At 66.3% G+C, this 21,314-nt stretch carries 19 protein-coding genes; 4 read left to right on the plus strand and 15 right to left on the minus strand.

Going from position 1 to position 21,314, the window contains the following annotated elements; translation table 11 throughout:
* Positions 1–611: 611 nt before the first annotated feature.
* From tyrS to LOC56_RS15135, 3 genes are all read right to left on the minus strand, one after another.
* Complete coding sequence (gene tyrS / locus LOC56_RS15125) at positions 612–1,937, minus strand: tyrosine--tRNA ligase (RefSeq protein ID WP_229953099.1); 1,326 nt, start codon at positions 1,935–1,937, stop codon at positions 612–614.
* A gap of 13 nt (positions 1,938–1,950) precedes the next feature.
* Positions 1,951–4,212: a HelD family protein gene (locus tag LOC56_RS15130; RefSeq protein WP_229953100.1), complete on the minus strand. Its 2,262-nt coding sequence runs from the start codon at positions 4,210–4,212 to the stop codon at positions 1,951–1,953.
* A gap of 149 nt (positions 4,213–4,361) precedes the next feature.
* Positions 4,362–4,916, minus strand: coding sequence for an adenine phosphoribosyltransferase (locus LOC56_RS15135; protein ID WP_229953101.1), 555 nt, complete (start codon positions 4,914–4,916; stop codon positions 4,362–4,364).
* A 220-nt stretch (positions 4,917–5,136) separates the two neighbouring features.
* On the opposite strand from LOC56_RS15135, the gene LOC56_RS15140 reads away from it, so the two are divergent.
* On the plus strand, positions 5,137–6,129 hold the full coding sequence (locus LOC56_RS15140) for an aldo/keto reductase (RefSeq protein WP_229953102.1): 993 nt from the start codon (positions 5,137–5,139) through the stop codon (positions 6,127–6,129).
* Between the two features lie 58 nt (positions 6,130–6,187).
* On the opposite strand, the gene LOC56_RS15145 is transcribed toward LOC56_RS15140, so the two are convergent.
* Positions 6,188–6,841 (minus strand): DNA-3-methyladenine glycosylase, encoded by a 654-nt coding sequence (locus LOC56_RS15145; protein ID WP_229953103.1) that lies wholly within the window; start codon positions 6,839–6,841, stop codon positions 6,188–6,190.
* A 47-nt stretch (positions 6,842–6,888) separates the two neighbouring features.
* Positions 6,889–7,743: an SRPBCC domain-containing protein gene (locus LOC56_RS15150; RefSeq protein ID WP_229953104.1), complete on the minus strand. Its 855-nt coding sequence runs from the start codon at positions 7,741–7,743 to the stop codon at positions 6,889–6,891.
* Positions 7,744–7,910: 167 nt separating this feature from the next.
* Between LOC56_RS15150 and LOC56_RS15155 the strand changes: the two genes are divergently transcribed.
* On the plus strand, positions 7,911–9,488 hold the full coding sequence (locus tag LOC56_RS15155) for an HNH endonuclease (protein ID WP_229953105.1): 1,578 nt from the start codon (positions 7,911–7,913) through the stop codon (positions 9,486–9,488).
* A gap of 57 nt (positions 9,489–9,545) precedes the next feature.
* Here the strand turns inward: LOC56_RS15155 and LOC56_RS15160 are convergent, their stop codons facing one another.
* The 9 genes from LOC56_RS15160 to argC all read right to left on the minus strand — a co-directional run bounded on the left by LOC56_RS15160 (position 9,546) and on the right by argC (position 18,963).
* Positions 9,546–10,067, minus strand: coding sequence for a pyridoxine/pyridoxamine 5'-phosphate oxidase (locus LOC56_RS15160; protein ID WP_229953106.1), 522 nt, complete (start codon positions 10,065–10,067; stop codon positions 9,546–9,548).
* Between the two features lie 128 nt (positions 10,068–10,195).
* The gene (gene argH, locus LOC56_RS15165) at positions 10,196–11,653 is read right to left on the minus strand and encodes an argininosuccinate lyase (protein WP_229953107.1); all 1,458 of its coding nucleotides are present in this window, start codon (positions 11,651–11,653) and stop codon (positions 10,196–10,198) included.
* Positions 11,654–11,657: 4 nt separating this feature from the next.
* Positions 11,658–12,866, minus strand: coding sequence for an argininosuccinate synthase (locus tag LOC56_RS15170; protein WP_229953108.1), 1,209 nt, complete (start codon positions 12,864–12,866; stop codon positions 11,658–11,660).
* A gap of 98 nt (positions 12,867–12,964) precedes the next feature.
* On the minus strand, positions 12,965–13,501 hold the full coding sequence (locus LOC56_RS15175) for an arginine repressor (protein ID WP_227924562.1): 537 nt from the start codon (positions 13,499–13,501) through the stop codon (positions 12,965–12,967).
* Positions 13,498–14,463: an ornithine carbamoyltransferase gene (argF, locus tag LOC56_RS15180; protein ID WP_229953109.1), complete on the minus strand. Its 966-nt coding sequence runs from the start codon at positions 14,461–14,463 to the stop codon at positions 13,498–13,500. Before argF ends, LOC56_RS15175 begins: the two co-directional genes overlap by 4 nt.
* Positions 14,460–15,788, minus strand: coding sequence for an acetylornithine transaminase (locus LOC56_RS15185; protein ID WP_229953110.1), 1,329 nt, complete (start codon positions 15,786–15,788; stop codon positions 14,460–14,462). Before LOC56_RS15185 ends, argF begins: the two co-directional genes overlap by 4 nt.
* A complete protein-coding gene (gene argB / locus LOC56_RS15190; RefSeq protein ID WP_229953111.1) occupies positions 15,781–16,707 on the minus strand; it encodes an acetylglutamate kinase in 927 nt (308 codons plus the stop codon). Before argB ends, LOC56_RS15185 begins: the two co-directional genes overlap by 8 nt.
* Before the next feature lie 13 nt (positions 16,708–16,720).
* Positions 16,721–17,932 carry a bifunctional glutamate N-acetyltransferase/amino-acid acetyltransferase ArgJ gene (gene argJ / locus LOC56_RS15195; protein WP_229953112.1) on the minus strand — a complete coding sequence of 404 codons (1,212 nt, stop codon included), beginning with the start codon at positions 17,930–17,932 and terminating at the stop codon, positions 16,721–16,723.
* Positions 17,932–18,963 (minus strand): N-acetyl-gamma-glutamyl-phosphate reductase, encoded by a 1,032-nt coding sequence (gene argC / locus LOC56_RS15200; RefSeq protein WP_229953113.1) that lies wholly within the window; start codon positions 18,961–18,963, stop codon positions 17,932–17,934. Before argC ends, argJ begins: the two co-directional genes overlap by 1 nt.
* Positions 18,964–19,085: 122 nt before the next feature.
* Between argC and LOC56_RS15205 the strand changes: the two genes are divergently transcribed.
* Positions 19,086–20,048 carry a quinone oxidoreductase family protein gene (locus LOC56_RS15205; protein WP_229953114.1) on the plus strand — a complete coding sequence of 321 codons (963 nt, stop codon included), beginning with the start codon at positions 19,086–19,088 and terminating at the stop codon, positions 20,046–20,048.
* 115 nt (positions 20,049–20,163) lie between these two features.
* Positions 20,164–20,550: a hypothetical protein gene (locus tag LOC56_RS15210; RefSeq protein ID WP_229953115.1), complete on the plus strand. Its 387-nt coding sequence runs from the start codon at positions 20,164–20,166 to the stop codon at positions 20,548–20,550.
* A gap of 51 nt (positions 20,551–20,601) precedes the next feature.
* Here the strand turns inward: LOC56_RS15210 and LOC56_RS15215 are convergent, their stop codons facing one another.
* A complete protein-coding gene (locus LOC56_RS15215) occupies positions 20,602–21,207 on the minus strand; it encodes an HAD family hydrolase (protein ID WP_229953116.1) in 606 nt (201 codons plus the stop codon).
* Positions 21,208–21,314 lie beyond the last annotated feature (107 nt).

Raw genomic sequence — 21,314 nt, forward strand, 5'->3', positions numbered from 1 at the left:
CTAAATTCGAAACCGGCTAAAAAAACCGTCCCATACCCACGGGGTGGGCGGAAACGGCCTGTTCAACCAATCAAAATAAATTGGTATCAATAAACTTGGCACACTATTGAGTTCTCAAACAACAGACGCAATCCGAAAATACTCGGGAAAACAATGTTTTCCTTTTCTTCTTCGCTGCAATGTTTTATATCTTATTCCATTCCGGCGTTTTTTGCAATTCGCGGTTTCCCTCGTCGGGACCCCGTGAAAAGCGTTTTCCGCCGTTCCGGACCCAGCATCAACCGGAGTCTTTCCTGCCGGCCCCGCGAAGGGCGCGCACTGGTTGGACTCTGTTTTTTGTTGGGGTTTGCCGCCATGCTCGGGCGCTTTTCCAGCGTCCCGGCCGCGGCGACTCATGTAACTTTACACATCGCTTCCGGTCCTTGCAAACCGGTTCGAAGTGATCCGCCGCACAAGTCTCGCGTCCCCTTCATCAGGGCCGGCAGCCCCGCCGTTATCCGGCGGGGACTGTCCGAAGTCCTGCGGGGTTCCACCGAAGTGGCCCCCCTTGCTCCCCTGAAAGTCCCCCAGTGGAAGTCCCCAGTGGAAGTCCCTCGAAGGAAGCATTAAAACTATACGGCGGAGACCTCAACGCTTGCAAGGTTCCGCTTTCCACGCCGGAGTACCAGGAACCGGCCGTGTAGCAGGTCCTTCGAATCCACTACTGCGTCGGCGTCCGTGACCTTGATGTTGTTCACGTAGGCACCGCCCTCGGACACCGTGCGGCGTGCTTCAGACTTGGTCTTGGAAAGCTTCGAGGCTACAAGCAGGTCGATGATGCCCAGGGAATCCGGGGACACCACGGCAGCCGGCAGCTGTTCCGTCGCGGCTTTCAAGGTGGCTTCGTCGAGTTCAGCCAGTTCCCCCTGCCCGAACAGTGCGGCGGACGCGGCGATAGCCTTGTCGGTTGCCTCGGTGCCGTGGATCAGTGACGTCACGTCGTAGGCCAGGGCTCGCTGTGCCTCCCGCTTGTGCGGCGCTTCCTGCACGGCACGCGCCAGCTCTTCGATCCGTGCCCGGCTCATGAAGGTAAAGACCTTGAGCCTGTCGACCACATCGGTATCGGAGGTATTGAGCCAGAACTGGTACATGGCGTACGGGCTGGTCATGGTGCCGTCCAGCCAGACTGCGTTGCCTTCGCTCTTGCCGAACTTGGTGCCGTCACTGTTGGTGATCAGCGGGGTGCCCAGCGCGTGGACCGTCTTGCCCTCTACCTTGCGCACCAGTTCGGTGCCGCTGGTGAGGTTCCCCCACTGGTCGGAGCCGCCCGTCTCGAGCACGCAGTTGTACTGGCGGAAGAGCTCCAGGTAATCCATGCCCTGCAGGACCTGGTAGCTGAACTCTGCGTAGCTGATGCCTTCATCGGAGTTCAGGCGCGAGGAAACGATTTCCTTCTTGATCATCGTGCCCACCCGGAAGTGCTTGCCGACGTCGCGCAGGAAATCGATGGCACTCATCGGAGCTGTCCAGTCCAGGTTGTTCACCATGCGGGCGGCGTTGTCACCCTCGAAGCTAAGGAAGCGCTGCACCTGTCCCTGGAGGTACCCCACCCACTCGCCAACGGTTTCCTTGGTATTCATGGTGCGTTCCGCCGTCGGGCGCGGATCTCCGACCAACCCGGTGGAACCGCCGACCAGTGCGAGTGGCCGGTGGCCGGCAAGCTGCAGGCGCCGCATGGTGAGCAGCTGCACCAGGTTGCCCAGGTGCAGGCTCGGTGCCGTCGGGTCGAAGCCGCAGTAATACGTTATCGGTCCCCCGGCCAGAAGTTTTTCCAGTTCCGCCTCATCGGTGGAGACGTGCACAAGGCCTCGCCACTGGAGTTCCTGCCAGATGTTGGCAAAGGAGGAATCATTCTGCTGGGCGTCGAGGCCCTCGGAGTTCACGATATTGTCTGACACGCCTTCTAAATTATCAGTCTTCGGGAATACCTGCCGGGATCCCGCTTGCAGCAATCAGACGCAGCCGCTGCGTGGGGCGCGTCATGGCGACATACAGATCCCCCACCTTGCCCGCTGCTGCGGTAAGCAGTTCGGACGGTTCCAGGATGACGACGCCGTCGAACTCCAGGCCCTTCGCCTCCCGCGGCGAGGTCACCACGATGTCCTGCTCCAGGCCGCCGGCTCCGGAGCCCACACGGGCTCCGTACACCTCGGTCAGTGCGCGGCGGACCGCGGAAAGCCGGTGGTCCTCGGCGATGACGGCGAGCAGACCGCCGTCGAGCGCGTCCAGGTCCTCGGGCAGGGTCTGGAGCAGGCGCTGGATCAGACCGTCTTCGGGCACCTCGTCAATGAACGGAGCCCAGCGCCCCTCGCGCACGGCCTTCGGGGCGGAGACCACAAGACCGGCAGCGTTGGCCATGCGTACCGCGGCCTCGGCGATCTGCGCAGGGGTGCGGTAGTTCACGGTGAGCTCTTCGAGCGTCCACCGCTCCCCCACGAACGGATCCAGTGCTGCCTGCCAGGACGTTGCCCCGGCAGCCGAGCTGGTCTGGGCAATGTCGCCGACCACAGTGAAGGACTTCAGCGGGCAGCGGCGCATCAGCAGCCGCCACTGCATGGCGGAGAGTTCCTGCGCTTCATCGACCACGATGTGCCCGAAGGCCCAGGTGCGGTCGACGGCGGCACGGTCGGCGGCGGTCAGGCGCTGCTCCCCCACCGCGTTGTGGTCTGCCAGGTCTTCCGCAGACAGGATGCCGTGGGCGCCGGAATCCTCGAGGAAGCCTTCCGTATTGGCAATGGCGCTTTCGGCATTGGCGAGGTCGCGCTTGCGCTGTTCTTCCCGGAGGGCGTTCTCCCGGCCGGCGGAGGCGTCAAGCTCGCCGAGGAGCTCGGCGGCTTCGTCCAGCAGCGGCACGTCGGATTCGGTCCACGGCGCGTCGGGGCTACGGCGCAGCAGGTCCAGTTCCGCGTCGGTGAGGTCCGGGGCGGCAGATTCAAGGTGCCCCGGCTTGCTGAACAGCTCGGTGATGAGCTTTTCCGGGGTCAGCGGCATCCAGCACAGGTTCAATGCCACGCGCACGTCGCGGGCACTGCGGACGTCCTCTGCGAGGTAGGCCCGGTCGGTGCTGTTGCCGGCACCGGCCGATTCCTCGAGCTGTTCGGTCAGCTGCTCGGTCAGTTCGCGCAGCAGGATCTTGACGAAGGTGACACGCGCCTCGTTGTGGGGCTTGCCGGTGGCACGGGCCTTGTCACGGGCGCGCTGCACCTGCTTGGGGGTCAGCGTAAGGATGGTGCCCTCGACGTTCAGCTTCCGCGGCTCGCGCGGCAGGCGCTGCCGGTTGGCAACCGCACGCGCGACGACGTCGGCCATGTACAGCCGGCCCTTAACCTCGGCGACGGCCGGGTCCTCTTCATGCGCTGCGGTGATGCCGGGCATCAGCTGTCCGAGGCTGGACATTACGACGCCGGTCTCGCCCAGGGAGGGCAGCACCCGTTCGATGTACCGGATGAAGGCATTGGACGGCCCCACCAGCAGCACACCTGCGGACTTCAGCCGCTCCCGGTGCGTGTAAAGCAGGTACGCGGCGCGGTGCAGCGCCACGGCGGTCTTGCCCGTACCGGGACCGCCCTGGACCACCAGGGTGCCGGACAGCGGAGCACGGATGATGCGGTCCTGTTCGGCCTGGATGGTGCCCACGATGTCGGACATCTGCCCGGTCCGCTTGGAGTTCAATGCTGCCAGGAGCGCGCCTTCGCCCTGCAGTGCCTCCTCGTCCTCGAGCATGGAGTAATCCAGCACGTCATCCTCGATGGCCTGCACGTCGCGGCCCTTCAGGATCAGGTGCCGGCGGCGTCGTACGCCCTGGCGCTCAAAAGCGGTTGCCTGATAGAAGGTGCCGGCTTCGGGCGCGCGCCAATCGACCATCAGGCGCTGCAGCTCCGCCGTCGAAAGGCCGATGCGGCCGATGTAGCGTTCTTCGCCGTCGTCGAGGTCCAGGCGGCCGAACACGAGCCGGTCGTCGACGGCATTCAGCTGCGCGAGGCGGTCCTCGTACATGGTGGCAAAGGCGTCCCGCTCGGAGCGGTTCTGGTGGGAACCGGAGGCATGGCTGCGCCGGATTGCGGCCAGCTGTTCCCGCTTTTCCTCACGCAGCTCATCAAGACGTGAGTACAGACCGGCGACGTACTGACGCTCGTGTTCCAGCTCGTTGGAAGCTGAAGGTGTTTCAGGCATGTTCGAGTTCCCTCTCGCAAAGGCAGAGCGTCAATCTTACAGTGCATTTGGACTTTTGCAGGTCACTAATGTATGCGGTTTCTCTCTCAGCTGCTGCCTGCGAGGAACGCGTGTCGTACCGGCGGTGTCCCCTCATTGAGGGGACGGTCCTAGTAGGCGACCAGAGCGGTAACCGGGGTGTCGCCGAGGCGGTCCCGGCCGCCGAGGTCGCCCAGTTCCAGCACGACGCCGAATCCGGCCACTTCGGCACCTGCCTTGCGGATCAGGCGCGCCGCCGCGCCGAGGGTTCCACCGGTGGCCAGCACGTCGTCAAGGATCAGGACGCGCGAGCCGACGGGCATGTCGTCGCGGTGCAGTTCCAGGGTGCTGTCGCCGTACTCCATGGAGTAGCTCTCGGAGAACACTTCGCGGGGCAGCTTACCGGGCTTGCGCACGGTGATGACGCCCTTGCCGGAGGCGTAGGCGGCGGCTGCCGCGAGCAGGAAGCCGCGTGCTTCCACGCCTGCCACAAAATCGAACTGCCCTTCAAAGGGGGCAATGAGGGCATCTACTACGCCCCGGAGGGCCGGCCCGTCCGCAAAGACTGGAGTCAGATCCCGGAAAACGATCCCGGGCTTGGGGTAATCGGGGATTACAGCGCCCAGGCGTTCGATGGTTTGTTCAATGGACTCGTGGTTATCCGGTTCTGCCGGGGCATGTTTCACCCGTCCACCTTACCCGTTCCACCCGGTTTGGCCGGAGCCGTGCGCGCTCCTGTGGCACTTGTCTCGCCGACTCTCCAGCACCGTCGATGCGGCCGGTGGAGGACCAGCCGGAGGACCCGCCGGAGGAATAAAGGACAACCCGTGCCGGTTGCCCAGTCCATGGTCCCTTGTGACAGGGCCCGGAATTTACCGCACCAACAGTTCAAGGATTGCAACACATATGGCTAACCTGCACGAAGTGCTCAAGAACAAGATCGGATTCGGCACAGCTCCGCTGGGAAACATGTTCCGTGACATTCCCCAGGATGAGGCGCTGGCAACGGTTGAAGCCGCATGGAGCGAAGGCATCCGTTACTTCGACACCGCTCCCTTCTACGGCGCCGGCCTCGCGGAATCCCGTCTGGGCGAGGTCCTTTCCCAGCACAACCGCGACGAGTACGTGCTAAGCACCAAAGTGGGACGGCTGATCCTGGATGAGGAAGAAGAAAAGGGCTCCGGCCTCTTCACCCACGGGCGTTCGAACAAGATCGCCACGGATTACACCACGGACGCCACTCTGCGGTCCATCGAGGAGAGCCTGAACCGGCTCAAGACGGACCGTCTGGACTTTGTGTTCATCCACGACACGTCCCGGGACTTCCTGGGTGACGAGTGGATCTCCAAGTTCGAGGAGGCTCGGACCGGTGCGTTCCGGGTACTCGCCCGCCTGCAGGACGAAGGCGTCATCAACGGCTGGGGCCTCGGCGTCAACACCACCGAGCCCATCGAGCTGGCCATGGACATGGACGAAGCGGCTCCGACCATGAGCCTCTCCGCCACTCAGTACACGCTGCTGCAGCACGAGCGTGCCCTGCAGCGCATGATGCCCATGGCGCAGGAAAAGGGGGTGGGCATCGTCGTCGGCGGTCCCTTCAACTCCGGTGCCCTGCTGGGCGGCGACAAGTTCGACTACGCGGACATTCCTCCGCAGGTTCAGGCACGGATTACTGAGCTGACCTCGGTGGCCTCTCGGCACGATGTGAGCCTGAAGGCAGCTGCCCTGCAGTTCTCCGCCGCTCACCCCGCTGTGGCTGCGGTCATCCCGGGCTCCAGCCGGCCCGGACGCGTCGCAGAGGATGTCGCGGCGATGAAGGCAAAAATCCCGGGCGCCTTCTGGGACGAGCTGCTGGAAAAGAAGCTCATTTCCGCGCAGGCTCCGCTTCCGCGCTCCTAGTAGCAGCTTCGCAGAACGGCGTTCCGGGAAACAGTTATCCGGAACGCCGTTCTGTGTTTCACGGCCGCAGGGCCGTAGCTCCCGCGGACGCCGGCTGCTTGCGCGGCTGGGCGGGACGGTACTTGGACACAGTCGGGTCACCGGTGAGCCAGTACCGCCACGGATATTCGTCTGAACCGCCGGGGCCGCTGACTCCCACTCGCGGTCCGGTTGACAGGAGTTCCCGGCTCACCGGTTCGGCAGGCATTGCCAGATGCAGGGGGTGAGCGAACACATCCGCCCCGTCCAGCGGCCGGGAAATGCCCAGGGCCTGGGCAAGGCGAGCCGGGCCTCGTGCCAGGTCCAGCGGATTGCGCGGATTCCCGCGCCGGACGGCGGCAATCTCCGCGCCCTCGACGATTTCGCCCGCTCGCAGCAGCAGCCCGGTGGCATCGCCTTCCGTTCCGCAGACTATGTTGGCGCAGTAGTGCATGCCGTAGGTGAAGTACACGTAGAGGTGTCCCGCCGGCCCGAACATGGTGGCGTTTCGTGCAGTCTGTCCCCGGAACGCGTGCGAGCCGGGATCGGCGTCGCCCATGTAGGCCTCCACCTCGGTGATCCGCACACTGACGCGTTCGCCGTCGACGTCGTGGGTCAGGACCGCACCCAACAGCTGGGGTGCCGCCTGCGTGGCCGGGACGGCCAGACGTTCTCGTTCACTCGCAAAAGCCATACTCCGACGGTAGCAAGGTTCATTCGCGGGATTTTCCGCGCTGCTGCTCAGCTGCTCCCGGCAGAGGCTCCGTAGAACTCCTTCAGTGCCGCCAGCCTCCGCGAACTGGGATGCCAGGGGTTTCCGGCAACGTGGTCGCCGGCCGCGTCCAGAGCCTGGTGCCACGCGGCGAGCCGGGCAGACGCCGCGTCGCGGTTTCCGCTGCTCAGCGGTTGCCGGACGACGACGCGGGTCCGGCCGCCGTCGTCGTCCGTGACGTCGACGGAGGCCTCCGCACCGAGGCCGAGTTCCGACGTCGCCCGGTCCAGTGCGCGGCCGACCTCGCCGGCGGGTGCGTCGTACCAGCGTTCGAAGACGATCCCAGCCTCATCCACCTGTCCCATCGTGGGCGAGACGCCGAATTCCTCGGCGTACGCGTCGCGGAGGGCCCGCCACTGGTCCATGGACGCGCGGGCAGGTTCCCGGCCCGCGGCGACGTCGTCGAACGCGTCCAGGATCCCCTGCCACCCCGCGGCGCCTTCGGTGAGGAAATCCGCACTTTCCTCGTGCGTACGGAACTGCAGCAATGCACCGTCAGGGGTTTCCAGCACCTGCCAGTCGAGGACGGATTCGTCCCCCAGCGGGTCCTCCCAGGTGAACTGCAGGCTAAGTCCGGGGCTCATCTGCAGCACGGTTCCGGTGACCTCCGCGTTCCCCATGTCCAGCCGGTATTCCTTGCCGAGCTGCCAGCCGGGAGTCACCGTGCCGAGCCACTGGGCCACCTTGTCCCCGTTGGTCAACACTTCCCAGATGTACCCGGCGGGAAAATCGAACCGGCGCTCAAACATCAGGGTGTATCCGCCGGGGCGGCGCTCGATTCTTCCGGCGGGAACCGGCGTTTCAAGGGGGCTGGACTCGGTCATGGCGCGTCCTCCTGGGGTTCTTCCAAGGGTAACTTCGGCGGGGGCGCCGCTGGGAGGGGCTGGTAGGTAGTTTGAGGAAAAAGACGGGTATCCGGGAGGTCCGGTTGCGGGGTGATTTGGCAGGTTTTCGGTCCGGAAATGTCGGTGCGGGCTGAAAGCCTTGAGGTATGGAAAAGCACGGATATGAAACCGGCGGCGGGGTCGGAGGCGGGGGCACTGCCGGGGTGTTTTATGCCCGGCCCGACAGCCCGGAACGCCGGACCAGGTTTCCGGACGGGTTCACCGGCACCCTGGCCCTGCGGAACCCTGCCCGCCTGAACGAGGAAGCCACGGCGGCCGTCCTGCAGCGCCTGCACGCCCTGGAGGCCTGGCGGTACGCCCAGCAGGCCCGCACCCTTCACCGTCTGCACGAACATGTCCGGGACGCCTGCAGCATCCCGGGGAAGCCGGGTGCGGGAGCGTCCGGGGCGGGAGCACATACGGACCATTCGCAGGTGTTCAGCCTGACCGCCACCGAGGTCCAGACCCTGTTGTGCCTCTCCTACCAGGCAGCCGCCCGGCTGCTGGCCGACGCCTTGGACCTCTGCACCGGCTTCACCGCTACCCTCGCGGCTTTGGAGGCCGGGACCCTGTCCTGCCGGCAGGCCGCGACCATCCTGGACCAGTGCCGGTTCCTGGACGGAGCCGAGCAATCCCGTTTCGAGGCGGACCTGCTCGCCCGCGCCCCTGGGCACACAGACGCCCAGTTCACCCGGACCGCGGTAGGGCTGCGCGAACGCCTGCACCCTGAAACCCTCATCCCCCGCCACCGCAAAGCCCTGGAGGCGCGGAAAGTCTGGTTCGAAGCCCGTCCCGAGGGGATGGCGGAACTCGGCGCCTACCTCGCTGCCGAGCAGGGGCAGCTGATCTACGGCGCCCTGACCACCGCGGCCCGCGGCGAACAGGCCGCCGGAGATCCCCGCAGTGTTGGCCAGCTCCGGGCGGACATCCTGACGTCGTTACTGACCGGCGCACCGGGTACCGTGCATGAAGCGCCGGACGGGCAGGCACCGAAGGCACCGCATCGCAGACCGGCGGGACGCGACCGTCCGGTCAGCGAACCGACGCCACCCGGTGCGGGTACCGGTAACGGTGCGGGTGTGGGTACCGCTGCGGGTGCCGCCGGTGCGGGTGCACGGACCGAGATCATGGTCCTCGTCAATGCCGACACCCTCCTGGGCCTGGACGATCAGCCCGCAGAGCTCAACGGCTACGGTCCCATCAGCGCCGAAACCGCCCGGCGGCTGGCGGAGAATGCCTCCCACCTCACCGGTCTCGTGCAGGACCGGGCCAGCGGGGAAATCCTCGGGGTCGGGAAACGCCGCCGTATTCCGCCCGGCCTGCGCCGCTGGCTCCAGGCCCGCGACGGAACGTGCCGCTTCCCCGGCTGCGACACTCCCGCGGCGGGACACACCACCACCGAACTCGACCACACCCTGCCCTGGGCGAGGGGAGGAACAACCGACCATACGAACCTCGCCCATTTGTGCCGGAAGCATCACCGGTTCAAGACTCTCGGCCACTGGAAAGCACACCAATCCATCGCCGAACCGAGTACCGGGATCCTGGAATGGACCTCACCGCTGGGCCGGACCTACCAGACCATGCCTCAACTCCGCCTGCGCGTCACTGGCCAGGAGCGTCCTGGCCGCCGGGCGCAACCCCCACCCCATGAGACCCCGCCCCGCGAGACCCCGCAGTTCTAACGCCGGAATGGAGTGCTCCAGCCGTCCCCGGGATGCCTGCTTGGACCTGCGGGAGACTCAGAAGACCATCCGGTGCCGGACGTGATGCCGGTCGGCACGTGCCTGCCAGAATTCGATCTCCCGCGGCTTCAGTGCGTAGAGCTGCCATGCCGGGTTCGGGCGTCCGTCCGATGCTGGTCGCGCATCCCAGTCGGCTGCCGATGCTTCGGCGGACAGCTCCACTACGGCTCCGGCCACTCGAATCTGGCGGCCAAGTTCCGGCCAGTAGAAGTTCATTGCAGCGTTCGGGTTCTCGGCCAGTTCTCCGCCTTTGCGGGAGGTGCGGGCCGTGGCGAACTGCCAGCCGCCGTCGTCGTCAATGTCCTTGAGGATGAGCATCCGGGAGGAGACATGCCCGTCAGCGTCGGCGGTAGCAAGGGAAAACGCGTGCGGCTGCCGCACCCCGGCGGCCAGCGCGCCGGAAAGCCACTGGCGGAAAAGCTCCGCTGGGTCCTGCGGCCCAGCAGCCGGATCGAAATCGGGCAGGTCCTCGGGAAAGTCCGGGAGGGCACGCAGCCGGACCCGAAAGGAATCGCTCATGGTGCCCAGCGTAACCGCGTGCCGATGTCTCCGCCCTTCGGTGCCGGGCAGCCCGCATCCCGGAAGCGAAAAAGAAACGGACCCCGAGGAGGTGTACTCCATCGGGGTCCATTTCAGGTCGCGCAGGTTCAGCCTACGTAGCCGCGCACCTCGCCGATCCGGCGGATCAGCTCCGCCAACTGCAGCTCGACAGCGGCCCGGGCAGTACCGCCCTGGGAGCTGCGGCTGTCCAGCGAGCCTTCGGTGCTGAGCACGGTGCGCACCTCGGGCGTCAGGTGCGGTGAGATTCCGGCATAGTCTTCGTCGCTCAGGTCCCAGAGTTCGACGCCGCGCCCCTCGGCCAGCTGCACAGCCGCACCGGAGAGTTCATGCGCTTCGCGGAAAGGCACCCCCTGGCGGACCAGCCACTCGGCAATGTCGGTGGCCAGGGCAAAGCCCTGCGGTGCCAGCGACTGCATCCGCTCGGTGTTGAACTTCAGGGTCGCGATCATCCCGGACACCGCCGGAAGCAATACCTCGAGGGTGTCGGCAGCATCGAAGACCGGTTCCTTGTCTTCCTGCAGGTCACGGTTGTAGGCCAGAGGCAGGCCCTTGAGCGTGGCCAGCAGCCCGGCAAGGTCGCCGATCAGCCGCCCGGCCTTGCCGCGGGCGAGTTCGGCAACATCGGGGTTCTTCTTCTGCGGCATGATCGAGGACCCGGTGGAGTACGCGTCGTCGAGCGTGATGAAGGAGAACTCCTTCGTGGCCCAGATGATGATCTCTTCACTGACCCGGGACAGGTCGACGCCGATCATGGCGGCGACCCAGGAGAACTCGGCGTAGACATCTCGGGAAGCCGTTCCGTCAATGGAGTTCCACACCGCGGAATCGAACCCCAGGTCAGCAGCCACGGCATTCGGGTCAAGGCCCAGCGAGGAGCCGGCCAGGGCACCGGAACCGTAGGGAGAAACTGCCGCACGCTTATCCCAGTCGGCAAGCCGCTGCACATCGCGCAGCAGGGACCAGGCATGCGCGAGCAGGTGATGGCTGAGCAGGATGGGCTGCGCATGCTGCAGGTGGGTACGCCCGGGCATCGCCACCCCGAGATGTGCCTGTGCCTGGCCCACCAGGGCATCGATGACCGACACCACGCCGGCACCGATGATGCGGGCGTGGTCCCGCAGGTACATCCGGCCCAACGTGGCGATCTGGTCATTGCGGGACCGGCCGGCCCTAAGCTTTCCACCCAGCTGGGTGCCGGCCCGTTCGATCAGGCCGCGTTCCAGCGACCCGTGCACGTCCTCGTCGGACGCCGCGGGCACGTAGGCACCCGACTTCACATCGGCGTCGAGCTGGTCCAGGGCCGCAAGCATCCCCTCCAACTCGCCGTCGTCGAGCAGGCCGGCCTTGTGCAGCACGCGTGCGTGGGCACGCGAGCCGGCAATGTCGTAGCCGGCAAGCCGCCAGTCGAAGTGGGTGGATTTGCTCAGCTCGGCAAGGGCGTCTGCTGGACCGCCGGCGAACCGGCCGCCCCACAGGGCACCTTGGACGGTTGAACCGGAGGTCCCGGTACCCGCTGCTTCTTCTGGCGACTTGCCGTCTGTCATGTGCTTACTTACCTTCTGCTAGGCGCTGGTCGCGGCCGGAGGCCACCTTGGAGGACATCCCGAACAGCTCGATGAAGCCGCGGGCCATGGACTGGTCAAAGCTGTCGCCGGTGTCGTAGGTGGCCAGGTTGAAGTCATACAGCGATGACTCGGAGCGGCGTCCCGTAACCACCGGGCGGCCGGCGTCGAGGGTCATGCGGATGTCGCCGGAGACGTACTGCTGGGTGTCGCCGATGAAGGCGTCCAGGGACTGCTTCAGCGGGGAGAACCACTGGCCGTCATAGACCAGCTCGGTCCAGCGCTGGCCGACCGTCTTCTTGAACCGTGCCTGCTCGCGCTCCACGGTGACGTTTTCCAGCTCGCGGTGCGCAGCCATCAGTGCCATGGCTCCGGGGGCTTCGTAGATTTCGCGGCTCTTGATGCCCACGAGGCGGTCTTCGACAATGTCGATCCGGCCGATGCCCTGGGCGCCGGCGCGGCGGTTCATTTCCTCGATGGCCTGCAGCGGGGTGACCGGCTTGCCGTCAATGGCGACCGGAACGCCTTCCTTGAACGTGATGATGACTTCATCCGGGGCGGAAGCCGACGCCGGATCGGAGGTGTACTCGTACACGTCCGGGGTGGGGCCGTTCCAGATGTCTTCGAGGAAGCCCGTCTCCACGGCACGACCCCAGACGTTGGCGTCGATGGAGAAGGGGTTCTTCTTGGTGGTGACGATCGGCAGGTTCTTCTCCTCGGCAAAGGCGATGGCCTTGTCTCGGGTCAGGGCAAGGTCGCGGACCGGGGCGATGCACTTCAGGTCCGGGCCCAGGGTCTGGATGCCGACCTCGAAGCGCACCTGGTCATTGCCCTTGCCGGTGCAGCCGTGGGAGACGGTGGTGGCACCGAACTGGCGGGCAGCAGCCACCAGGTGCTTCACGATAACCGGACGCGAGAGTGCGGACACCAGCGGGTAGGCATCCATGTAGAGGGCGTTGGCCTTCAGCGCAGGCATGCAGTACTCGGTTGCGAATTCCTCGCGGGCGTCGGCCACGTAGGCTTCCACGGCGCCGCAGTCCAGGGCCCGCTGGCGGACGGTCTCCAGGGACTCGCCGCCCTGTCCTACGTCCACGGCAACGGCAATAACTTCAGCGCCGGTTGCCTCGGCAATCCAGCCGATGGCTACTGACGTATCCAGGCCACCGGAATAGGCCAGAACAATACGTTCGCTCACGGATTTCGCTCCTCTTACATTGGTTGCGGCCCATACGAGGGCCGCTGGTTGGTTCAGGATGAAAGTCTTGGGTTTTGGTTCAGCGGGCCGGAACCTGGTTACAGGATCCGGCTTTCGGGTGCGGAGCCGTTGTTGCTGGCTTCGTCTGCGATCCGCAGGAAGCGGGCCGCGAGGTCAGGGCCGCCCTCAGGGTCCCGGGTCACCATCATCACCGTGTCGTCGCCGGCGATGGTGCCCAGTACGGACGGCAGCACGGAATGGTCGATGGCCAGTGCCAGGAAGTTCGCGGCTCCGGGCGGAGTCCGCAGCACCACGATATTCGCAGACGCCTCCGCGGTAACCAGCAGTTCCCCGCAGAGCCGCGCCAGCCGTGCATCCAGCACTTCCTGGGTGACGCCGGACTTGGGCGCCCGTTCCCCGCCCTCGGACGGAACGGCATACACCAGGGCACCGTCTTTGCCGCGCATGCGCACGGCTCCGAGTTCCACCAGGTCGCGGGAGAGCGTCGCCTGCGTGACCTGCACGCCGTCGTCGGCCAGCAGTGCTGCGAGCTCGGCCTGGGAACGGATGGAAAGCCCCGTCAGCAGGGTGCGGATGCGCGCCTGGCGCGCCGTCTTCGTTGCCGGCATGGTCATGCCCGTGCCTCCGGAATTCCAGTGAGGCCGGAGTGCGCCATAAGCCAGACCATCAGGGCCTTCTGCGCATGCAGCCGGTTCTCCGCTTCGTCCCAGACCACCGACTGCGGTCCGTCAAGCACGTCGGCGGAAATTTCGTAGCCGCGGTAGGCGGGCAGGCAATGGAGCACGACGGCGTCTTCCGCCGCCTGTGCCATGGCGGCGGCGTCCACGGTGTAGCTGCGGAACAGCTCCTGCCGGGCGGCCTTTTCGGCTTCCTGTCCCATGGATACCCAGGTATCGGTGGCGACGACGTCGGCTCCGGCCACCGCTTCGGCGGCGTCGGTGGTGATCGTGACAGAGCCGCCGGTTTCTTCGGCACGGGCAGCCGCGGCGTCGACAATCCGGGGATCAGGCAGGTAGCCCAGCGGACCGGCCACCCGGACGTGCATTCCGGCTGTCACACCGGCGAGCAGGTAGGAGTTGGCCATGTTATTGGCGCAGTCACCCAGGTAGGCCAGCGTGAGGCCGGCGAGCCTGCCCTTGTGCTCGCGGATGGTCATCAGGTCCGCAAGGAGCTGACACGGGTGGTAGTCGTCCGACAGAGCGTTGATGACCGGAACCGAGGAGTTGGCGGCCATTTCCTCCAGGCCGGCCTGTGCGTAGGTCCGCCAGACGATAGTGGAAACCATGCGTTCGAGCACCTTGGTGGTGTCCGCAACGCTCTCCTTGTGGCCCAGCTGAGACTCCCCCGCGCCGATGATCAGGGGTACGCCGCCCAGATCGGAGATGCCGGCCGCAAAAGACACCCGGGTCCGGGTAGAGGTCTTGTCGAAGATAACGGCAACGGTCTTGCGGCCGGTGGATTCACCGGCGAACGGCTGGTGTTTGTAGCGGTCCTTCTTGAGCGCATCGGCCAGATCCAGGACTTCGGCCTGTTCCGCCTGCGTGAGGTCGGTGTCGACCAGGAAATGACGGGTCATGGTTTTCCTTCAATGATTGTGCCGGTGGCACCGGCTACAGAGTCTGGGGCGGTCGGAGCGGCGGGGGCGGAGGACGCGGCACCCGCGTCGGCGACGCGTGCCCGGGCCGCACGCAGGATGCCCGGCAGCGCGTCCAGGAAGGTGCCGGCCTGCTCCTGAGCGAGGATCAGCGGCGGGGCCAGCCGCAGCGTCGCCGCACCGGTGCTGTTGATGATGTACCCCGCCTCCAATGCGGCCGCGACCACGGCGGGAGCGACGTCGTCGACCAGGTCGATGCCGATGAGGAGGCCCTCCCCGCGCACCTCGGCCACGAAGTCCAGAGCTGCCAGTTCCCGGCGCAGGTAGTCCCCGGTGGCGCGCACATTGGCCAGCACGGATTCCAGCACGGACAGGGTAGCCAGGGCTGCCGCGGCCGCGACGGGATTCCCGCCGAACGTGGTGCCGTGCATGCCGGCGGCCAGCAGCCCGGAGGTCCGCTCACCGAAGGTGATCATGGCGCCGACGGGGAAGCCGCCGCCGAGTCCCTTGGCCAGGGTCATGGCATCCGGAAGGACGCCTTCGGAGGCGAACCACTTGCCCGTACGGCCGATGCCGGTCTGCACCTCGTCAATGACCAGCAGCGCGCCTGCGGCCCGGGTGGCCTCTCGGGCGGCCTGCAGGTAGCCCTCAGGGAGCATCCGCACTCCTGCCTCGCCCTGGATCGGTTCCAGGAAAACGGCGGCTACGGTCTCATCTACTGCGGCCAGCAGCGCGTCGATGTCGCCGAACGGAAGGTGCTCCACTCCCCCGGGCAACGGTTCGAAAGGTTCCCGGTAGGCGGGTTTGGCCGTGAGGGCCAGCGCTCCCATGGTCCTGCCGTGGAAGGCTCCTTCGAGCGCCAGGATGCGGGTGCGTCCGGCAGCGGGGTCGGAGTTCCGCCGGGCCAGCTTAAAGGCGGCCTCGTTGGCTTCGGCACCGGAGTTCGCAAAGAAGACCTTCGAACCCTGCGGAGCGTCGGCAAGCGCCAGCAGCCGTTCGGCCAGCTCCACCTGCGGAAGGCTGGTGAAGAAGTTGGACACGTGGCCGAGGGTGGCAAGCTGATCGGACACCGCCGCCACGAGTGCCGGATGGGCGTGGCCCAGGGAGTTGACGGCAATGCCGCCCAGCAGGTCGAGGTACTGCTTCCCGTCGGCATCTTCCACATAGCAGCCGCTGCCGCGGACAAGCACCCGCTGCGGAGCACCGAAGACGCCCATCAGGGAGGCGCCGTAGCGGTTCAGCCATTCCTCCTGCGCGCCTTGGGCTGCCGTTCCGGGCCTTGCGCCCTGGGTATCCGGGTTATGCATCTTTGTCCTCCGGTACTACCTGGGTGCCGATTCCGGCTTCGGTGAAGATTTCCAGCAGCATGGAGTGCGCCATCCGGCCGTCAACCACTGCGGCGCGGTCCACACCGCCGTCGACGGCGGCGAGGCATGCCTGCATCTTGGGGATCATGCCCGCTTCGAGGCCGGGCAGCATGGCCCGCAGTTCCCCGGCGGTCAGGGAGGAGATCAGCGAGGACTTGTCCGGCCAATCTCCGTAGAGGCCCTCCACGTCCGTGAGCACTACCAGCCGCGACGCGCCCAGGGCTACGGCCAGGGCAGAAGCTGCCGTATCGGCGTTGACGTTGAGCACCTGGCCGGTGGGGCCGCCGTCGGCGTCCACCTCCGGTGCCACCGTGCTGATCACCGGAATCCGTCCGGCGGCAATGATGTCCAGGATCGCCCCGGGGTTGACCCCCACCACTTCCCCGACCAGGCCGAGGTCCAGTTCCTCTCCGTCCACCACGACGCCGGTCCGTACAGCCTCCAGCAGCCCGCCGTCCTCGCCGGACAGTCCGACGGCGTAGGGACCGTGCGCGTTAACGAGGCCTACGAGCTCGCGGCCCACCTGGCCGGTCAGGACCATGCGCACGGCGTCCATCGCCTCGGGAGTAGTCACCCGCAGCCCGCCGCGGAATTCGGAGGCAATACCGAGCCGGTCCAGCATGGCGCTGATCTGCGGGCCGCCGCCGTGGACCACCACCGGGTGCACGCCGGCGTGGTGGAGGAACACGATGTCCTCGGCAAAGGCCCGCCGAAGGTCATCGTTAACCATGGCATTGCCGCCGTACTTGATGACCATGGTGGTGCCCGCGAAGCGCTGGATCCAGGGCAGCGCTTCGATCAGCGTTGCCGCTTTGTCCTGTGCCCGCAGCCGTTCGCCGGCCGCTGCTGGTGTGATCATGCCTGTCCCCCGGTCAGCTGCTGTACGCAGAGTTCTCATGGACGTAATCCGTGGTGAGATCGTTCGTCCAGATGGTGGCGCTTTCCGTACCCGCGTGCAGGTCGATTTCCACGCTGACCGCACGCGGTGCCAGGTCCACGTTCTCCCGGGGGTCTCCGATGCCGCCGTTACGGCAGACCTGAACCCCGTTGATGGTGACGTCGATCCGGTCCGGTTCAAAAGCTGCATCAGTGGTGCCGACAGCAGACAGCACCCGGCCCCAGTTCGGATCGTTGCCGAAGATAGCGGTCTTGAACAGATTGGAACGGGCGACGGCGCGGGCAGCCGTTTCCGCGTCGGCCACAGTGGCGGCATTAACCGTGGTGATGGCGATGTCGTGGCTGGCGCCCTCGGCATCGGTGATGAGCTGCTGCGCGAGCGAGAGGCAGACCTCCGTGAGCCCGTCGGCGAAATCCGCTGCCTCGGGTGCGGCACCTGAGGCAGCGGAGGCCATCAGGATCACGGTGTCGTTCGTGGACATGCAGCCGTCCGAATCGGTCCGGTCGAACGTCACCGCGGTTGCGGCCCGCAGCGCCGAGTCCAGGGCGGGTGCCGGGAGGTCCGCGTCGGTCGTCAGGACCACGAGCATTGTGGCGAGTCCGGGCGCGAGCATTCCGGCTCCCTTGGCCATGCCGCCGATGCGGTAGGTCCGGCCCGCACTGTCCGTGCCGGTGAAGACCGCCTGCTTGGGCACGGTATCGGTGGTCATGATGGCATGCGCCGCGTCGGCACCGGCGTCGTCGGACAGCACGTCGACGGCTGCCCGGACACCGGACAGCAACTTGTCCATGGGCAGCTGGGCACCGATCAGGCCGGTGGAGCAGACGAGCACGTCGGCGGCGCTGAGCCCCAGGAGTTCTGCGGTCTGTTCGGCGGTGGTGTGGGTGTTCTGGAATCCTTCAGTGCCGGTGCAGGCGTTGGCGCCGCCGGAGTTCAGGATGACGACGTCGGCCCGTCCGTCGGACACCGCCTGCCGGGACCAGTGCACCGGAGCGGCTGCCACCCGGTTGCGGGTGAAGACGGCGGCTGCGGCCTTGGACGGACCGTCGTTGACCACCAGGGCAACGTCGCGTCCCCCGGAATCCTTCAGGCCCGCGGCCACGCCGGCGGCACGGAAGCCCGCCGGGGCGGTGATGCCGGTGATTGCGGCACCGGTAGTCGAACCGGTTGTTGATTCGGCGCTCATTACGGTGCCACCCCCTGCTGTGTCAGTCCCGCGGTTTCATCCAGGCCGAGGGCAATGTTCATGGACTGCACGGCGCCGCCGGCAGTTCCCTTGTTGAGGTTGTCGATTACGCAGCTGACAATCACCCGGTTGGCATGGGCGTCGTACGCCAGCTGCATCACTGCGTAGTTGGAGCCGACCACCATCTTGGTGGCGGGCCATTGGCCTTCCGGCAGCACCCGGACGAAATGTTCCGAAGCGTATGCCTGTTCCCACGCTGTGCGCAGAGCCGCAGGATCGACGCCGGGGCGGACCTTCGCGGTGGCGGTGGTAAGGATGCCGCGGGCCATGGGAGCAAGCGTGGGCGTGAAGGACACGGCCACGGGCTCTCCGGCGGCGGCGGACAGCCCCTGCTCGATTTCGGGGGTGTGCCGGTGGCTGCCGCCCACACCGTAGGGACTCATCCCGCCCAGGACTTCCGAGCCCAGCAGGTGCGGTTTCGCGGCCTTGCCGGCGCCCGAGGTGCCGGACGCGGACACGATGACGATGTCCTGCGGCTCCAGCAGTCCGGCGGCAAAGCCGGGTGTCAGTGCGAGCAGGGAGCTTGTGGGGTAGCAGCCCGGGACGGCAATCCTTCGGGCACCCTTGAGCCGGTCGCGGTGCCCGGGCAGCTCGGGCAGCCCGTAGGGCCAGGTGCCGGCGTGCGGAGAACCGTAGAACTTTTCCCACGCGAGGGGATCCTCGAGCCGGTGGTCGGCACCGGCGTCGATCACCAGGGTGCCCGGATCCAGCTGGGCGGCGATCCCCGCGCTGGCACCGTGCGGCAGGGCGAGGAAAACGACGTCGTGTCCCGCCAGCGTCTCGACAGTGGTGTCCGCCAGGACCCGGTCAGCAAGGGAATGCAGGTGCGGCTGCAGCTCCCCCAGCCGGCTGCCCGCGTTGCTGTGGGCCGTAATGGCACCGATGGACACCTCCGGGTGGCCGGCCAGCAGGCGCAGCACTTCGCCCCCGGCATAGCCGCTGGCGCCCGAGACTGCTACGGAAATCGTCATGCCCCCACCATACAGCACATTTATGCACTGTCTCCAATAAGTATGCAAACCGTATGATAGGAACCACATCGGGCAGCGCCGCATCGCCCGGCACGTAACAGCGAAGCAGAAGAGGCCATGCCATGCATAAAGCCATTGTCGTCCCGCAGTCCGGCGGACCGGAAATCCTGCGCTATGAAGACGTTGACCTTCCCCAGCCCGGACCCCGCGAGATCCTGGTAAAGGTAGCGGCAGCGGGCGTGAACTTCATCGATACCTATCAGCGCGGCGGCGTTTATCCGATGTCATATCCCTTCATACCCGGTTCCGAAGCCGCCGGAACGGTGGTGTCCGCCGGGCTTGAATCGGGCTTCCGGGAGGGTGACCGGGTAGCCACCGCGGAGGGCGGCGGTGCCTACGCCGAGTACATGCTGATGGATGCAGAGGTGGCGCTGCCGGTGCCTGCCGGTATCCGGGACGACACCGCGGCCGCAGTGCTGCTCCAGGGTATTACCGCGCATTACCTGTGCAACTCCACCTTCCCCGTACAGGAAGGACAGACGGTGCTGGTGCACGCCGGTGCCGGCGGCGTCGGACTGCTGCTGATCCAGCTGCTCAAGGCCAAGGGCGCGACGGTGATCACCACCGTGTCGACCGAGGAAAAAGAGCAGCTGGCCCGCGGCGCGGGTGCCGACCATGTGCTGCGCTATGACGGTTTCACCGGACAGGTGCGTGCCCTCACCGGCGGACAGGGCGTGGACGTGGTGTACGACGGCGTCGGGCAGGCCACCTTCGACGGCTCGCTCGCGTGCCTGCGCACGCGGGGCATGATGGTGCTCTTCGGGGCTGCCTCCGGGCAGGTCCCGCCCTTCGACATCCAGCGCCTGAACTCCTCCGGTTCCCTGTTCCTGACCCGGCCCACGATTGCGCATTACCTGCTTACACCCGAAGAACGCCAGTGGCGGGCCCGCGAACTGTTTGACGCGGTCCTGGCCGGCAAGCTGGACGTGCGGATCGGACAGACCTATCCGCTGGCCGACGCGTCCCGTGCACACGCCGACCTGGAAGGCCGGAAGACCACGGGGAAGGTGCTGCTGGTTCCCTAACGGACAGAACCTGCTCATACTGGCATTTCCGGGACAAAGCTGCAGCAGGAATACCTGCCGCGGATCCCGTCTCCGCACGGAACACCCTGTGCCCCCTTTGGACCAAGGAGTAAACATGGCCAATATTCTCTCCGGGTCTGCTCCGGCTGCACTTCAGGAGTATTACCGCGTCCTGGCATCCGGACCGCAGGCATACGGTGACGGCAGCGAACTCCGTGCCCTCCTTTCAGACCGGCTGGACTTCACCGGTTCCCTTGCAGGCCATCGCCCCGACGCCACGGACGGCTTCCTGCAGGGGGTCGCAGGCTTCATTGGAACCGTGCGGAGCATCAACATCCTGCGCGAAGTGCACGATGAATCGGGGTCCGCGGTCCTGTACGACGCTGAGCTGCCAGCCGGTCCGGTCCGATTCGCGGAATTTTTTACCTTTGAGGACGGCGTGATCGACAGCCTGAATCTGCACTACGACGGAGCGGATTACATCGCCAAGGGTGGCCGCTGACGGCGGCCTGTTTCGCGCAGCGCCGGGCACTTACCGTCCGAGCCCGTCAAGTTACCGCCCCGAAAGCTCCGCCCGCAGGTCGGTTCCGCCGGTGTGGAGGATCGTTCGGAACCCCAGGTCCTGCGCCGTCGAAATGTTCTGCGGGTTGTCGTCAATGAAGACGATGTCCTCGGGGGCCGCACCCAGACCGGCAACCACCCGCTCGAAGATCCGACGGTCCGGTTTCACCAGGCCCATCTGCCCGCTGAAGTACAGCTTGGAAAAGTAGTGCGCCCAGGGCGATTCCGCGGAATACCTCCGTGACATGCCGTCCGGCATGTTGGAGAGCAGGGCAAGGTTAGCGCCCTCGCCGTGCAGCGTCTCCAAAACTTCCATAGTCCGGGGATTCAGATGCGCCCACTGTGCTGCGTCCAGTTCCTCCAGGGTGTTCACCTCTGCCTGGCGCGCGTCCCGGCCCAGCACGCTTTCCCAGTACTGCGCCGGAGTCAGCCGGCCGGCGTCAAAGTCTTCGCGCCGCTGCCAGTACGGGCTCGTTCCAGGCTCCAGCTCCCGGAGGCCGGTTGCCTGCTCCAGCAACCCCCAGTCCTGCGGAGCAGGAGCCGTCGAAATCACCATGCCGTAGTCGAAGAGGTACCAGCGGGATCCACGGGGAGTCATCGCCACAGCCTAACGAACGGTCCGGAGTGCGGGCAGCCGTTTTGCGTCCTCGGGTTAGAGGGCTGCTGGATTTAAAGCCAGCAGGCCCCGCCGGATAACGACATCCG

The sequence above is a fragment of the Arthrobacter sp. zg-Y179 genome (genome assembly GCF_020907345.1).
Classification (GTDB): Bacteria; Actinomycetota; Actinomycetes; order Actinomycetales; family Micrococcaceae; genus Arthrobacter_B; species Arthrobacter_B jinronghuae.

What these genes read in the sequence shown, in the direction of transcription:
- LOC56_RS15130 (WP_229953100.1), bottom strand. Translation starts at nt 4,212, where the DNA reads ATGCCTGAAACACCTTCAGCTTCCAACGAGCTGGAACACGAGCGTCAG.
- LOC56_RS15140 (WP_229953102.1), top strand. Translation starts at nt 5,137, where the DNA reads ATGGCTAACCTGCACGAAGTGCTCAAGAACAAGATCGGATTCGGCACA.
- LOC56_RS15145 (WP_229953103.1), bottom strand. Translation starts at nt 6,841, where the DNA reads ATGGCTTTTGCGAGTGAACGAGAACGTCTGGCCGTCCCGGCCACGCAG.
- LOC56_RS15150 (WP_229953104.1), bottom strand. Translation starts at nt 7,743, where the DNA reads ATGACCGAGTCCAGCCCCCTTGAAACGCCGGTTCCCGCCGGAAGAATC.
- LOC56_RS15155 (WP_229953105.1), top strand. Translation starts at nt 7,911, where the DNA reads ATGGAAAAGCACGGATATGAAACCGGCGGCGGGGTCGGAGGCGGGGGC.
- LOC56_RS15160 (WP_229953106.1), bottom strand. Translation starts at nt 10,067, where the DNA reads ATGAGCGATTCCTTTCGGGTCCGGCTGCGTGCCCTCCCGGACTTTCCC.
- argH (WP_229953107.1), bottom strand. Translation starts at nt 11,653, where the DNA reads ATGACAGACGGCAAGTCGCCAGAAGAAGCAGCGGGTACCGGGACCTCC.
- LOC56_RS15175 (WP_227924562.1), bottom strand. Translation starts at nt 13,501, where the DNA reads ATGACCATGCCGGCAACGAAGACGGCGCGCCAGGCGCGCATCCGCACC.
- argF (WP_229953109.1), bottom strand. Translation starts at nt 14,463, where the DNA reads ATGACCCGTCATTTCCTGGTCGACACCGACCTCACGCAGGCGGAACAG.
- LOC56_RS15185 (WP_229953110.1), bottom strand. Translation starts at nt 15,788, where the DNA reads ATGCATAACCCGGATACCCAGGGCGCAAGGCCCGGAACGGCAGCCCAA.
- argB (WP_229953111.1), bottom strand. Translation starts at nt 16,707, where the DNA reads ATGATCACACCAGCAGCGGCCGGCGAACGGCTGCGGGCACAGGACAAA.
- argJ (WP_229953112.1), bottom strand. Translation starts at nt 17,932, where the DNA reads ATGAGCGCCGAATCAACAACCGGTTCGACTACCGGTGCCGCAATCACC.
- argC (WP_229953113.1), bottom strand. Translation starts at nt 18,963, where the DNA reads ATGACGATTTCCGTAGCAGTCTCGGGCGCCAGCGGCTATGCCGGGGGC.
- LOC56_RS15205 (WP_229953114.1), top strand. Translation starts at nt 19,086, where the DNA reads ATGCATAAAGCCATTGTCGTCCCGCAGTCCGGCGGACCGGAAATCCTG.
- LOC56_RS15210 (WP_229953115.1), top strand. Translation starts at nt 20,164, where the DNA reads ATGGCCAATATTCTCTCCGGGTCTGCTCCGGCTGCACTTCAGGAGTAT.
- LOC56_RS15215 (WP_229953116.1), bottom strand. Translation starts at nt 21,207, where the DNA reads ATGACTCCCCGTGGATCCCGCTGGTACCTCTTCGACTACGGCATGGTG.